This window comes from Anabaena sp. TISTR 8404 (assembly GCF_056847745.1).
The window spans coordinates 3661419-3675625 of record NZ_CP180578.1 but is presented as its reverse complement, the minus strand read 5'-3'; the positions used below and the strand labels follow the sequence as shown (position 1 = coordinate 3675625).

Genomic DNA, 14207 nt, shown 5'->3' with positions numbered 1-14207 from the left:
ATATTTAGGAGTATCTTTTATAGCAAAGTGAGAATAGACACAACGGCGGAACAAGCTTACAAAAACAATTTTGGCAAAGTTTACCTAAGTGCGATCGCTTGCTCATTGACAGGATAATACAGATGCGATCGCACAATTCTAATTTAATATTATAAACGCCAAACTTTTTTCAACTTCTCAATTAAAAGTTTCTGCCTTTTTTCGATGAATTCCGGTGTCCATTCTTTCTCCATCAGCACTTGTGTAGTAAGCGCAAAATTACAAATCCCTTTTTTAGTTGTAAAATACTGCTGCTTCTTTTTTTCAAAATCATAGTTTTGAGCCATACTATTTTTATAAGAAGATAGCAGAACTAAATTTCCTATACGATGAACATATTTTTCCCGTTCTTCCTGACTAGGAAACCACGTAAACCAATCACTATCAGGAGATGGGTTTTGTGGTAATACATGCTCAATTGTAATGTTAGAGAAATTATATGCAGCTTTTCCTTCAGAGAGTGCAGCATCTAAGCGCAACAAAACATAAGTTCTAATTTTTTTAACTAAATAAAAGTCACCATTCAATATTTTGATGATATTTTCTTTTTCGTGAATGCTCAATTGTAGCGGTGAGCAGTCCGTATATAAATCTTCTTGATTTTCAATAGCATTTAGCAACTTGCTATAACGTTCAATTCGTTCATTGACATTAGACCGTTGAATCATTAAACCAGAAGCAAGCCTATCTAAATCTGAAAAGAATCGCAATAATAATTCAGGGTTGTGATAATTCTTCGATAAATAAAGAATAGCTGGAGGTATCCAATCAGAATTATCAATAAATTGTAACCACTGAAACAAGATATTAATTTCATCTGTCCAAGAGCTACCCTCGTAAACTTGATGATTAATATCATAAAAAGCTTCAGCTAAAGGGAGTAAAGTTTTATCAATGAACTGCTGAGGATATTGAAGCGGAGATGGTTTAACATCTTTATTAAATTCTTTAAGTATACCTTCACGCGGTTTTGACTTACCATGAATCATTCTAATATGAGAAAAAAGGCTTTTAAATACATCACGTCCTAGTTTTTCTTCAGCATCTTCCCACTTTTTACTATATTTATCTTGTTGTTCTGGGGCTATTTTGCCTATAATATCTGCTTTTAAAATATCAGCATGAGACAAATCCATCCCTCGATTATTCATAACAGAGAATATTCGATATGCTGAGTCAATATCAGGAGTTGATACTACTACCAAAAAACACCGAGTAATAATAAATTGACTCAGGCGCAGAATCGTTTGTTGCTGTAAATTCTTTAACTGCTCTACGAAAAAGAGTAAATTCTCTTTAATATTTTTACAGCTATCTGATAGCTTGCCATTATGTAATTCTTTTAAATTAATAATGTTACCTTCTGTTTGAACATATTCTCTAAAAAATTCTGCATCTCTGTCACGCAAAGTTAGACGGTAAACAGTAGGAATTCTAGCAACTGCTTTACCTTTTTGGTATAGATAGGTAGTTAATTCTTCAGCAATTTCTTGAGGTGCTAACATCCGTAGGGCAGCTATCAATAAAGTTAGTGTTGTTAGACGTTGTTGCCCATCAACTATTTCGGCATCTGGCTTATCTCCTTTAATAAGTACAATACTGCCTAAAAAGTATGGATTAATATCATCAATCTTCTCTTCGCTATCTCCCAACGCACTGACTAAATCGTCAAATAGTTCTCCTGCTTGTTCAATTTTCCAAGCATAGGGACGCTGATATAGAGGAATAGTAAAAATAAAATCTTCACTAAATACTCTATGAATAGGAAGTTGATTAGCTTGAATTGTAACTGTACTCATTGGTATATCCTTTAGGAGCGTAGTAGATTACACTTTCACTAAAGATAGTTTTCCCAACTTGCAGGGCAATATTTGATAGCAGTACAGTTTATAGAATCATATTTGATTGACAAAAATTGCAAGCCTCAGATCCCTGACTTCTTCAAGAAGTCGGGGATCTGTTTATTCATAAATCATTAATGAAAAATGTGAAGCATAGAGGATTCTGAAGACTGTCTCATGCTAAATTACTAAAGCTTGGAGTTGGGAAACTCCGGTGAAATTCCGGGACTGTGCCGCAGCTGTGAAGGGAAATCCCAAGTCAGAATGCCAACTCCGGGTGTGTCAGGAAGACACAATGATTATCTACTCTCTGCGTCGCACAGAGAAGGAGTTAGGACTTTGCTTTCGGGATTTACTGCCTGTCCAGGCTTATTTTACGCTACTTCTGCCCAAGATGGAATTTTATCTCGCTTGAGAATTCCTGGTGGGATACTTAATAGTAAACAATGTCAGGCGATCGCAGAGATAGCAGATAATTACGGTGGTGGCTATGTCGATGTCACAAATCGCGCTAACCTGCAAATTCGAGAAATTAGCCAGGGTATCAACAGCGAAGTTTTAAAACAGCTACAAGATTTGGGTTTGGGTTCGCGCAATTCGGCTGTAGACCACATCCGTAATATTATGATTAGCCCAACCGCAGGTATCGACCCAGAAGAATTAATCGATACTCGCTTTTTAGTTCAAAGCTGGGATGATTATATTGCAGCGCATCCTGAACTATCAGGACTATCGGCTAAGTTTAGCGTTTGCTTTGATGGTGGAGGAAAAGTTTCCGTATGCGATCGCCTCAATGATATCCTGTTTACGTCTGAGATAATAGACACTCAAGTTTACTTCCGCTTGCATCTAGGCATTACAAAAGGAAAACCACCCATTGATACAGGAATTGTATTGTCACCAGGGCAATGTTTATCCGTTTTGGCAGCTTTAGCTGATGTTTATTTAAATCATATTGATATTAACAGTAACCGCAAGCCACGTTTGCGAGAAGTTGTAAATGGTCTGGGATATGAAAATTATCTTCAGCAAGTTGCACAACGGTTAACTTTTTCTTTGACGCGTTGTGAAAAATTTATTCAGAAACCTTCCCAAGTAAACACAGAAGAATGTTTTGGGTATATTGGCGTTCATCCCCAACGACAGGAAAATTTATTTTATGTCGGTGTAGTGTTACCTCTCGGTCGCTTGGAAAGTCAGCAGTTGCGGCGTTTGGGAAATTTAGCCGAAAAATATGGTAGCGGGAATATCCGACTCACGCCTTGGCAAAATTTACTCATCACTGATATTCCCCAGGAGTCGGTTGTTGATGTTCAACGTGAAATAGTTGAATTAGGATTAGATTCCACAGTCACTAATATTAAAAGTGCATTAATTGCTTGTTCTGGTAAACGGGGTTGTGCGGCTTCTGCTACAGATACTAAAACAGATGCGTTGACATTAGCCGATTATCTAGAAACTCGTGTTAAGCTAGATCGCCCCATTAACATTCACTTTAGCGGCTGTGAAAAATCTTGCGCTCAACATCATAACAGTGACATCACTTTACTAGGTATGAGCGATCGCAACATAGAAAGTTATCACATTTATGTTGGCGATAGTAACAGTCATGAAAAATTCGGTCGAGAAATCTATCAATATGTGAGTTTTGCAGAACTACCTGCACTTATCGAACAAATGCTCAGGGTGTATAAAATTTATCGCCTTAATCAAGATGAATCCTTTGGGGAATTCGTCAATCGATATGAGAAGACCCAACTAAAAGAGTTATTTTCTCAGCCATTAGAAGTTTATCAGGGTTTAACTGCGGTTTGTAATTGAAAATGTCCGAATATATCCGAAACGCTAACGAAATCTACCGTAATTCTTTTGCTATCATTCGGTCAGAAGCTAACTTGGATGTGCTGCCACAAGATGTAGCAAAAGTTGCTGTACGGCTCATTCATGCCTGTGGAATGACGGATATTGTCACTGACTTGGGATATTCACCCACAGCAGTACAATCGGCACGCGCCGCACTCACAAATGGTGCGCCAATTTTATGCGATTGTCGGATGGTAGCCGAAGGTGTCACGAGGCGGCGACTACCTGCCAACAACGAAGTGATCTGCACCCTGAACTATCCAGAAGTACCAGAACTCGCCCAAAAATTAGGTAATACAAGGTCAGCCGCAGCTTTAGAATTATGGCGATCGCACTTAGAAAACTCAGTCGTCGCCATTGGTAATGCACCCACCGCACTATTTAGGTTACTGGAAATGTTGGACGAAGGAGCGCCTAAACCTGCGGTAATTTTAGGTTTCCCTGTAGGATTTGTGGGTGCAGCCGAATCAAAAGCCGCCTTAGCCGCAGATAGCCGGAATGTACCATTTATGACATTACATGGTCGGCGGGGTGGAAGTGCGATCGCCGCCGCCGCAGTTAACGCCTTGGCAACGGAGGAAGAATAATTATGACAACCAAAGGCCGTCTGTATGGAGTTGGTGTAGGCCCTGGCGACCCAGAACTGTTGACGTTGAAAGCACTGCGGTTATTGCAAACTGCACCTGTAATTGCCTATCAATCAGCAACAGATAAAGAGAGTATAGCGCGGGCGATCGTTTCTCAATATTTAACTGGCAAGCAAATTGAAGTCGCCTTTCATCTACCCCGCGCCTTAGAACCAGAAAAAGCCAAGGCGATTTACGACCAGGAAGTTGAACCTATTGCCCAACATCTGGCAGCGGGACGCGATGTAGTCGTGCTGTGTGAAGGCGACCCGTTTTTCTACGGTTCATTCATGTATGTATTCACACGCTTATCTGGGCATTACCATACAGAAGTTGTTCCTGGTGTTTCCTCTTTAATGGCTTGTCCAGTAGCTTTAGGTGTACCATTCACCTACTACAACGATATTCTCACCGTTCTACCCGCCCCCCTACCAGCCGAAGAACTGATAACACAACTACTAGCTACCGATGCAGCCGCAATTATGAAACTAGGCCGCCATTTTACAAAAGTGCGGAATATTTTGCATCAATTAGGACTAGCATCACGGGCATTATATATTGAACGCGCAACAATGACACAGCAACGAATTGTTCCCTTAGATGAAGTTAATCCAGCCGAAGTACCTTATTTTGCAATGATTGTCATACCTAGTAAAAATCGTCTGTAAAGATGAAGTAACAGTCAATATCAGATAAGAAAGACTCTAATGTGGGAATTACTTAAATACAACACTAAAAAGTTTTCAGTTATCCTCTCAGCACTCAGCACTTCGCTATATTGTTTAGCGATGAACCGCAATTCGCTTATCAGGGTTTTGTTTTTTAACCCACGCCAGGAATTTTTGCATTTGCGGGTTATTCGTTAGTTTTTCTAGAGTATTAAGTTCAATAGCAAGTTGTTTGTTATCAAATAAAGCATGAATCTGACGATGGCAGGCAGAACAGATATTTGCTGTTGGCCCTGGATCTTGCTTTTTACGTTTGGTATTTTGTCGCGGAACTAAGTGATGGACAGTTAAATGCTCCATCTCTCTTTGGCAAAGTTCACATTGCTGGTATTGGTTTTTAGACACATTATTTCGCTCAAATCCTATTTAATAGGATAACTATTATTAAACAAATTCGACACGCGATCGCCTTGTGCTTGTCCGGCTGGAGAGGTTAATTATAAAGTAAAAATAAAATGACTTTTGTGGACTGATACAACTAAAATCATCCAATAGATTTGAATGGAATTAATCGCAGATAAACGCAGATATAATTTCTAATATTGTAAAAAATTAGCTGTGTCAGTTCAGTCCAATCAGAATATTAGACCTCTCGCAAAAGTACCTATTTGCGAGCTTTTCTTTGCGTCTTTGCGCGGCAGTCGCTTCAAGTCGGGGAACCCGCCCAACGCGCTGCCTTGCCTTTGCGCGAGACAAATAAAGATTTATGCAAGAGGTCTATTACTTCTAAATTAATTTAGCCTAAGTCTGTACTTATTCCTGTTGCCATGATTGTTGCCAATAAAGGAATCAAGGTAAAACCAACAAGTTCAATCCTAATTAGCCAGATTAGACGATTTAGTTTTCGTATTTCCAGTTGAGGTGCTTCCCCACGTTGGAAATTTTTCAACCAACTAATAAAAGAAATTGTCGGATAAATAGACAAAAAACCTACGCTCAGAAAAAGCATCACTTTAGCGTAGAAAATTGGATTATTCAAATAGTAAACCGTACCTTTACCAAAGTAGATAACACGTAAAATTCCTGTGATCAGAATAGCAGTTGCTGATATGCCATATACTGCATCAGCAATGACAATTTTCCAAGCTTCACTCAGACTCAACTCTTTTTTTAAGGTGAATGCTTCTAACACCAGAGCGCCAAAACACAACATTAAGCTTAAATAATGCAAATACTCAACTATGCTACTTATCCACATATTAGTTTTTGCTAGTTTGCTGTTCTGATATTGATTTGAGGTGCAGACTCACACCATCCAGCCAAAACTAGCATTAAGACAACTAGCCAAAAAGTGCCTAATAATTCATATTTTCATTGACTACAAAGACTTAAGCGGAGACGGCTCTGGCTACTGTTATCAAATGAAACTCATGATAATCGAATGTAGATAATTATTAGTTTTTACACAGTACGAAATCCATCCTCTAAGAACTTTATTATTAAAGAATTGGGTAAATTTCAATCTCATTGTTACAACCAAGCAATTATCTTGGCATTTTCTGGTAACTTAGCATTTTTCTGCCCAGCAACACGAGCTTGAATCACAAATACAGTAATAGGAGTATTCAATAAATCTACAAGACTAGCTTTACCTGCGATCACCTTCACTATATTCTTAGGTAATTCCTTAAATAGCCAACGTCCCAACCGATGCCCATGTTCTAGAAGTGTAATTTCTGGCATAAGTTCTATACCATGCAATTCGTGTAAATAGCGATTTGACCGCCCATAGCGTCGCCATTGACTAGCAAGTTCTTTAAGTGTAGAACGATGATGATGCTGCACAGTTGCGTAGGATGCAAACTCTAAACGCCCAAGATTTTGTTGCAAAATTCGCCAGCACATATCTGCATCACCACCAGTAGTCAAGTAAGGACGAAATAAGCCGACTTTTTCTAAAGCAATACGGCGAATTGCTAAATTTGCAGTTTGTCCGTAAGCACAAAAGGGATGAGCCAGAGTATGCTTTTGCGATAAGATTTCTTGGAGTTCTGCGTATTGTTCTAGTAAACTGTTGCCAGGTAATGCTGTAATTTCGCCAGCTACAATCACTACTTCTGAATTAATAAAAGGCTGGATGAGTGATTCTAGCCAATCAGGTTGGGGATGACAATCAGCATCAGTAAAAGCGACAATTTCGCCTGTAGCAGTGCGAATTCCCGTGTTACGTGCTGCGTAGGAACTTTGAATTTGATTTTCGCTCAAAGCCCGAATTGTGATGGTAGAATTTGCCGCAGCTTCTTGGAGTAAGGTGAGGGTGCGATCGCTACTGTTATTGTCCACCAACAAGTATTCTACTCGGTCTTTTGGGTAGGTTTGCGCCGACAAACAACCAATTAAAGCTGGTAAATCTACCTCGGCATTATAAATAGGAACAACCACCGACACCATTGGTAAAAATTTGGTGGTGGTGGTTGTGTCAACTGGCTGATAATTCATAAAATTTTGGATTTTGGCAATAGGATTACTCATTATTATTCCCAATCCCAAAATCCTATGAAGATTTGATCAGGCAGTTTTTATAACTCCAGCAATTTAGGTTCAAAAATCCCCATACATGAACCTGTGGTAATTAAAACTTAAAGTTTTCGGCACTAGCACTCACAGGTGGGATGGGTGATATGACTGAAGACCGAGCAAAACTGTTACTAGATAAAGCTGCGATCGCTCCAGCATACTGCGGATCGCTGGGAGTGCCAATTAAACTGGGGTTAGATGCCAACTGGCGTTCTTGAGCTTCTGTTAAATCTATCTTGATATCTGGAGTAATGCCCTTATGGTTAATATCAGTTCCTAGTGGAGTGTAGTAGTGAGCAATAGTAACAGCTAAACCAGAACCATCTGATAGTTCATGCACTGACTGTACTAAAGCTTTGCCAAAGGTTTGACTACCAATAACTACTGCGCGTTTATTATCTTTCAGCGCCCCTGTTAAAATTTCGCTGGCACTGGCTGAATTTCCATCTACAAGCACAGCCAAGGGGAGTTTTGTTAAGGCGGTGCGATTAGCTTTGGTTTGCTCACTGCTACCTTGACGGTCAACTGTGCGGACGATCGCACCATTATCCATCCACATCCGCGCAATTTCAATACTTGCCTGCAACAAACCACCAGGATTTCCACGCAGATCTAATACGAAAGCATCAACTTTCTTACCGTTTAAATCTCGAATTGCTTTACGCATTTGGTCAGCAGCATGACCACTAAACTCTCTTAAGCGGATATAACCTACACGTCGATTGCCTTCTTGCTTCAGGCCATAACTAACGGTTGGGACTTCAATAGTTGCTCGTGTCAGTTTCAAGTCAAATGTACCCTGTCCGCTTCTTTCCAAGCGCAAAGTAATCGGAGTACCTGCTTGACCACGAATCAGCTTAGAAGCATCATCCACCTTGAGTTTTAAAGTAGATTTTCCATCAATTGCTAATATCTCGTCACCAGCTTTAATCCCTGCTTTTAATGCAGGAGAATTGTCTATAGCTTCTACAACTGTTAGCCGCTGAGTTTTTTCATTTACTTCCATGCGAATACCAATACCTGAGACCTCACCAGAAGTTTGGCTGGTAAGAGCCTCATACTGTTTGGGATCCATAAACCTTGTGTATGGATCGCCCAATTTTTGTAAAGCTTCGCGTATGGCTACATAAGCTTCTTGTTTAGAAGAATAGTCTTTACTTAATAGGCTCTGCCTAGTTGCTTGCCAATCTTGTTGATTAAAAGTCCCATCAACATACTCACGATTTACCAGTTGCCATACTTGGTCAACTAAGGCTTTAGGGCTATCTTGTAGGGCGGCACGAACGCAGCGTGTCCAAGCAGGGCCAAATACGGACACAGCAGCTGTCGTGGCGATCGCTCCACCAATCATGGCTAGTTGGAGCGGCGAGTAATGTTTCGCAGATTGGTTCATGTATATTAGCTGGAATGGTTGTGTTGTTGACAGTTTAGCAATCAGACTTTTCAGAGATTTTTAAGTTTTTATAATCTATTTTCAGTTAAGCTTTCTTCATTATTTTCCCCTCAGAATTATCCTAAAAATTCTGCATCACTTACCATTAGTGTTGCAGCCATACATCTGCTAAATAACTTAGCAGTCTAATCTCACACCATAAAGCTCTTGTGACACTTTTAACCGTGTCATATTTACACCCTATATTAATTTTATAAGATAGCATTTTGCAGGCTGGTCTGCTGGCATTTTCTAGATTCTTTAACTCAGCTTTTTTTAGCTATGACATGAGACATAAATTTACTCGAACTTCATCAATTTCCGAGCAGAGAAAATTACAAAAATGGTTGCAATTATTACAAAAACTTTTACGTAGTTTATGCTTAGTTTTGGGTTGCTGGCTAATTCTCATAACTATAACCTTAGTTCTCGCATCTTCCAAGCCAGTTGATGCTTTGTTTGTACTTGGTGGCAGTATTCGCCGTGAAATCTATGTTGCCCAACAAGCAAAACAAAATCCCCAAATCCCCATTTTAATTTCTCGCGGTTCTCCAGACCCTTGTATATGGCTGATTTTTCAAAGGGAAGCAGCAGATTTACAAAACGTTTGGTTAGAAAATTGTGCAAATTCTACCTTTGATAATTTCTATTATGGAATTCCAATTCTCAAACGCTGGGGAGTACATAAAGTCAAGCTAATTAGCTCTCCAACTCACTTTCCCAGAGCTAAATGGATGGCTCAGATTCTTTTAGGAGCGCATGGAATTTGGGTAGAACCAGAGGTTGTGAAAGAAAAAGGTCGTCCGGCTAATCGTGAATATTGGTGGAAAACAGGATTTGACATCACACGGAGTTTGTTGTGGGCTGTGATCAGTCAATTTATCCACCCGCAATGTTCAAATGTGATCCAACTTACTAATGTGGATATGCAAGCATGGCAGAATCAAGGATTTTTCTGTGAAAGACAAGGGGGCTTGGGCAAGCCGGGAGGCAGGGGGCAGGGTGCAGGTCAGGGGGACAGGGGAAAAACTATTGACCCTTGAATCAAAAATTTATCGCCCCAACATGTTAGGAATACCTTCACAACCACCGGGAATTGTGGCTCTAGTTTTTTCCCCACCCCAAGCACAGCAGTAGAAACGGTTAGCCTCAGACATCCGTTGGGCATTGGTGAAATCAGCATTTTCAACAACAGCCCCAGTGCATTCCCCAGTTTCGTAGTTTGGTGGTTCTGTACGACTTCGGGGTGAGGCTTTTTCTAAAGAGCCATAAAATAGACGCGCTCCATTGAGGTCAGCACCGCTGAGATTGGCATCATATAAAATGGTGCGGGAGAGGTTAGCTTTTACTAAGTCACAACCACTCAGGTTAGCACGGACAAGATTAGCTTCGCTGAGGTCAGTCCAACGCAAATCTGTTCCAGAAAGGTCAGCTGCGGCTAACATTACTCCTAAATCAATCACGCGCACACCTTCTAGGCGGTCTTCTGCATAACCACCCATACCGTTGAGAATCGCCCGACCTAAGCGCCGATCGCGTTTTAAGGGTGTCAGCAATTTAGAACGGGAAAGAAATCTGAGAATTTTGGCTTTACCACTGCCATCAACACTACTAAAAATCGCAGCTGTGCGACCTTCGGCGATCGCTCTTTCTTGGGGCCAGTCTTCTAATAATCCTTCTTCGTCTAACACCAAATCTGAAATACCTTGGAAATAAGAATCTATGGTCTGCTGCTGAGTGATGATATTTTGTTGAACTGTCAACAGATTTTGTTGAATGGTCAGGTCTTTGGAAATAACGTACTGTCGCCACGCTACGTAAACGGCAATAATAGCGATTAAAATTTGCCCCAATGCGCCAAACCATTCTGCTAGTGTTCCAGAGGCTTCCCAGTTGATTTTGCGTCCTAATATGAGGAGGCGCGAGCCAATACCAGAAAATTTGATAAAGCCGACAATGGCTGCTAGTAGTCCCAAAAAACCAACAAACAAGGTTCTGTCTTCTGCTGTAAACCATTCTCTGAGGACATATTGCAACCAAGGTAACAGCATTGCTACAGATAACACCAAAGTCAGCAAGGTGCCGACAATTCCCAAAATCCAGTTATTCAGGATGACTCCGAGCAAAGTCAAAGCGATCGCGCCTAGAGTTAGTACTAATGCCCTTGGCTTTACTGTAAATTGATCAGCAGGGCGTGGCTGCATACTAGAACGGGCTTGTTGCATCACTGCGGTATTCTGCGACGATTGCAAAGATGAAATCGCTGCTAGAGCCTGTTGAGTTGTCAGTGCTTCTGGACTTAAATGATTGTCGCTAGAGCCGTTGTCAAAATCATCTGGCTCCTGTTCGGGTAAAGGTTCTGGGGTTGGTCGATTGTGAGAGTTAGATTCAATTGCCATGCTTTCTATTTTGCCCCAGTAGACTCAGTTCAACAGCTGTTTTATGTTAACGGCGAATAAGTAGGATTAGATACAGGGCGATCGCTCTTACAAATCTTAAAAATTTTCATCAAAATTTTTAATCTTGCTTTTAAGCTATATTCTTAAATGCCATATCTTTATTTAGTTAGAAAACTTTATCAACCTCAATAGGTGCAATACCTAGCCAGATTGCTTCTATCAAATTCTGAATAAATGAAAACACTAAATTTGATTGATTTTCGGCGGAATCAAAGTCTTTGAAAGGTTCATTTGCTCATCCAGGTTGAAAGAGTGGTATGTGCTCTAAAAGAACGTAGTTCATTAAGGTTCCTACTAATATCTGGGCAACTATTTTGGCATTAACAGGACGCAATCTACTTAGGCTAATTTCTCGCTCTAAAAAAGAAGTTAACGCTTTAACATCTTGCATCGGCCCCTGTTCTGTTTTCATTCCAGGTTCTAAAAGAGTGCTGCCACGAGAACGCAGCATGATAAAGCAAGGTAGGACTTCTCTGTAAAATTCTAAAATCTGAATACACACCTGAATCAAGTTTTCTTTGAGATTACCTTTACCGCATAAGTTTTCTATTTCGGTTATCCACAAAGGTCTTTCCGGAAGCCCCATAGCTGAGAAGAACAATTCTTCCTTCGTAGAAAAGCGCTTGAAAATAGAAGCCTCAGAAATACCTGCTATTTGTGCAATTTCTACAGTTGAACCACCAAACCCTTGCTGAAGGAAGACTTCGCGGGCAGATGCTAAAATTTGCTGATTCGTAATTTTCGGTTTACGCGCCATAAATTAGTAATTACACACTTACGAATTTATACTTGGTTAATACTGATGTCAATGCTTGTAAAAATAGGGAGTCGGGAATAGGGAAGGAGCAATCACTACTCCCTACTCCCACTCAGCACTTTCTACTCAATTAAGCTATGGTGATGAATACAGCCAGCGCTAACGACTGTAAACTTTGCCTTTTGCCTAAAGTAGAGATCGTTTAAGCTAGTTGACAGATTATTTGATTTGTGGCTAAGAGGCGGTAGTGTGCCTAAACACGTTCGTTTAATTTCATTTCTAGTTGCCTGTAGTTTGTTGAGTCTGCCTAAAGTTGCTCACGCACAGGCACTAATTCCCCATACGCTGCAATTAGATCCGGCTAAGTTGGAGAAGCAAGGGCTGACTTTAGCACAAGAGGCAGCGCAACTAGCTCAATTTCAGCAGATTGATTTAGCTTTACCGCGAGCGCGGTTGGCCAGCCAACTGGCTCCCAAAAATGATAAAGTGTGGCTTCTATTGGGTGGTTTGCATTTACAAAATCGGGAATTTGAGCCAGCGCTTGCGGCCTTAAAGAAAGCACAATCACTCAACCCCAAAAATGCCGATGCTCTTTTTGCTATGGGTTCGGCTAATTTTCAACAGAAAAAGTACGATGCGGCAATTGCTAATTATCAAGCAGGTTTAAAACTGAAACCCAATGATCCAGAAGGGTTGTTTGATTTAGGTAATGCTTACTATATGGTGGGTAAATTACCAGAAGCGATCGCGCAGTACAATCAGGCAGTAGCCCAAGATAAAAAATTCTGGGCTGCAATTAATAACATTGGTTTAATCCAATATGAACAGGGAAATGCTGATGCGGCAATTAAGCAGTGGCAAACGGCTGTATCTATCGATAAGCAAGCCGCAGAGCCTTTATTAGCTTTGGCAGTGGCACTATATACTAAAGGCGATCGTCAACAAAGCCTAACATTGGGAGAAGCTGCTTTACGCATCGATCAGCGTTATGCTGATTTGGATTTCCTCAAGGAAAATCTCTGGGGTGAACGTCTACTAGCTGATACAAAGAAATTTTTGGAACTGCCCCGCATTCAAGCTGCTCTACAGCAACAGCCTACTCAATGAAAAGTGCTGAGTGCTGAGTTGAAAGTGCTGAGGAGCCACTGCGTTGCGCGGGTTTCCAAGGCACTCCGTTGGGCGGCTTCGCCGACTTGAAGGAAGTGTCGCCGCGTTGAAGCAAGTGGCGTTGCTGAGTTAAAAGACCGTTACGCGGGGTGAGGTATTTACCAAATGCGTAATTTCTACTCATACCAAGACACTGGAGAAGAGACTAAGGGCTAAAAAGTAAGATTTTTACTCAGAACTCAGCACTCAGCACTTTTTTCTAACTAGTACTTGCGAAAAACTACTATTATATAGTACATCTATACTAGATAAAAGGAAAATATTCGCCCAAAACTGTTTTGGGCGAATATTCCTAACAGAATCTAGTCAATTTTCAATGGTCATTAGTGGGGGAGAAGTGCCATGATTTGGTCAACAAATTGTTGATGGTCAACAACAGGCTTAGAGATGTAGCCGTCAGCGCCGCTTTGCTTGAGGAAGTTTTCGCGATCGCCTTCCATCGCGTGTGCAGTCACCAGAATTACAGGTAAGTTTGCTGTTTGTGGATCTGACTTCAACATTTGGGTAATTTTGATGCCATCAACAGACTTACCTTGATAAACACTTCTAGACAAAGAAACATCCATTAAAATTAGGTCTGCTTCCCCTGATTGAGCAATTTGGATCACTTCTTCAACATTTTCGGTATGTTTTACATCTAAGCCACCGCGCTTGGTCAAAATTTTGGAAAAAACGCGAGCATTAATTAGATCGTCTTCAACAATTAAAACGGTTTTCATGAGAATTTTATTAATAGAGGTGAAGGGGAAAACCCACTGAGCAACACAGTTGTCTAGCT

14 protein-coding genes and 1 riboswitch are annotated in these 14207 nt (G+C 40.6%); of the genes, 5 read left to right on the top strand and 9 right to left on the bottom strand.

Going from position 1 to position 14207, the window contains the following annotated elements:
• Positions 1 to 149 precede the first annotated feature (149 nt).
• Positions 150 to 1838: a DUF262 domain-containing protein gene (locus tag ACMX3D_RS15830; protein WP_482746852.1), complete on the bottom strand. Its 1689-nt coding sequence runs from the start codon at positions 1836 to 1838 to the stop codon at positions 150 to 152.
• Positions 1839 to 2074: 236 nt separating this feature from the next.
• Positions 2075 to 2158: riboswitch (adenosylcobalamin-variant (AdoCbl-variant) riboswitch) on the top strand.
• Here ACMX3D_RS15830 and cobG point away from each other — a divergent pair.
• The 3 genes from cobG to ACMX3D_RS15815 all read left to right on the top strand — a co-directional run bounded on the left by cobG (position 2145) and on the right by ACMX3D_RS15815 (position 5037).
• Positions 2145 to 3701: a precorrin-3B synthase gene (gene cobG / locus ACMX3D_RS15825; protein WP_482746851.1), complete on the top strand. Its 1557-nt coding sequence runs from the start codon at positions 2145 to 2147 to the stop codon at positions 3699 to 3701. (Overlaps the previous riboswitch by 14 nt.)
• A 2-nt stretch (positions 3702 to 3703) precedes the next feature.
• A complete protein-coding gene (locus ACMX3D_RS15820) occupies positions 3704 to 4330 on the top strand; it encodes a precorrin-8X methylmutase (RefSeq protein ID WP_482746850.1) in 627 nt (208 codons plus the stop codon).
• 2 nt (positions 4331 to 4332) lie between these two features.
• Positions 4333 to 5037 carry a precorrin-2 C(20)-methyltransferase gene (locus ACMX3D_RS15815; protein ID WP_482746849.1) on the top strand — a complete coding sequence of 235 codons (705 nt, stop codon included), beginning with the start codon at positions 4333 to 4335 and terminating at the stop codon, positions 5035 to 5037.
• Between the two features lie 114 nt (positions 5038 to 5151).
• Here the strand turns inward: ACMX3D_RS15815 and ACMX3D_RS15810 are convergent, their stop codons facing one another.
• The 4 genes from ACMX3D_RS15810 to ctpB form a co-directional block, all read right to left on the bottom strand.
• Complete coding sequence (locus ACMX3D_RS15810) at positions 5152 to 5442, bottom strand: HNH endonuclease (RefSeq protein WP_482746848.1); 291 nt, start codon at positions 5440 to 5442, stop codon at positions 5152 to 5154.
• Between the two features lie 391 nt (positions 5443 to 5833).
• Entirely contained in the window at positions 5834 to 6295 is a 462-nt protein-coding gene (locus ACMX3D_RS15805) for a DUF2214 family protein (RefSeq protein WP_482746847.1), read from the bottom strand.
• A 272-nt stretch (positions 6296 to 6567) separates the two neighbouring features.
• Positions 6568 to 7536, bottom strand: coding sequence for a glycosyltransferase family 2 protein (locus tag ACMX3D_RS15800; protein ID WP_482752348.1), 969 nt, complete (start codon positions 7534 to 7536; stop codon positions 6568 to 6570).
• A gap of 133 nt (positions 7537 to 7669) precedes the next feature.
• Complete coding sequence (gene ctpB / locus ACMX3D_RS15795) at positions 7670 to 9007, bottom strand: carboxyl-terminal processing protease CtpB (RefSeq protein WP_482746846.1); 1338 nt, start codon at positions 9005 to 9007, stop codon at positions 7670 to 7672.
• 326 nt (positions 9008 to 9333) lie between these two features.
• On the opposite strand from ctpB, the gene ACMX3D_RS15790 reads away from it, so the two are divergent.
• Complete coding sequence (locus ACMX3D_RS15790) at positions 9334 to 10089, top strand: YdcF family protein (protein ID WP_482746845.1); 756 nt, start codon at positions 9334 to 9336, stop codon at positions 10087 to 10089.
• 9 nt (positions 10090 to 10098) lie between these two features.
• Here ACMX3D_RS15790 and ACMX3D_RS15785 read toward each other — a convergent pair whose 3' ends face one another.
• Together ACMX3D_RS15785 and ACMX3D_RS15780 are read right to left on the bottom strand one after the other, a co-directional pair.
• Positions 10099 to 11445, bottom strand: a complete 1347-nt coding sequence (locus ACMX3D_RS15785) for a pentapeptide repeat-containing protein (protein ID WP_482746844.1) — start codon at positions 11443 to 11445, stop codon at positions 10099 to 10101.
• A 295-nt stretch (positions 11446 to 11740) separates the two neighbouring features.
• Positions 11741 to 12262 carry a TetR/AcrR family transcriptional regulator gene (locus ACMX3D_RS15780; RefSeq protein ID WP_482746843.1) on the bottom strand — a complete coding sequence of 174 codons (522 nt, stop codon included), beginning with the start codon at positions 12260 to 12262 and terminating at the stop codon, positions 11741 to 11743.
• Positions 12263 to 12511: 249 nt separating this feature from the next.
• Between ACMX3D_RS15780 and ACMX3D_RS15775 the strand changes: the two genes are divergently transcribed.
• The gene (locus ACMX3D_RS15775; RefSeq protein ID WP_482746842.1) at positions 12512 to 13369 is read left to right on the top strand and encodes a tetratricopeptide repeat protein; all 858 of its coding nucleotides are present in this window, start codon (positions 12512 to 12514) and stop codon (positions 13367 to 13369) included.
• Here ACMX3D_RS15775 and ACMX3D_RS15770 read toward each other — a convergent pair.
• Positions 13359 to 13553, bottom strand: a complete 195-nt coding sequence (locus tag ACMX3D_RS15770) for a hypothetical protein (RefSeq protein WP_482746841.1) — start codon at positions 13551 to 13553, stop codon at positions 13359 to 13361. The genes ACMX3D_RS15775 and ACMX3D_RS15770 overlap by 11 nt on opposite strands.
• A 199-nt stretch (positions 13554 to 13752) precedes the next feature.
• Positions 13753 to 14148 carry a response regulator gene (locus ACMX3D_RS15765; RefSeq protein WP_482746840.1) on the bottom strand — a complete coding sequence of 132 codons (396 nt, stop codon included), beginning with the start codon at positions 14146 to 14148 and terminating at the stop codon, positions 13753 to 13755.
• Positions 14149 to 14207: the final 59 nt, after the last annotated feature.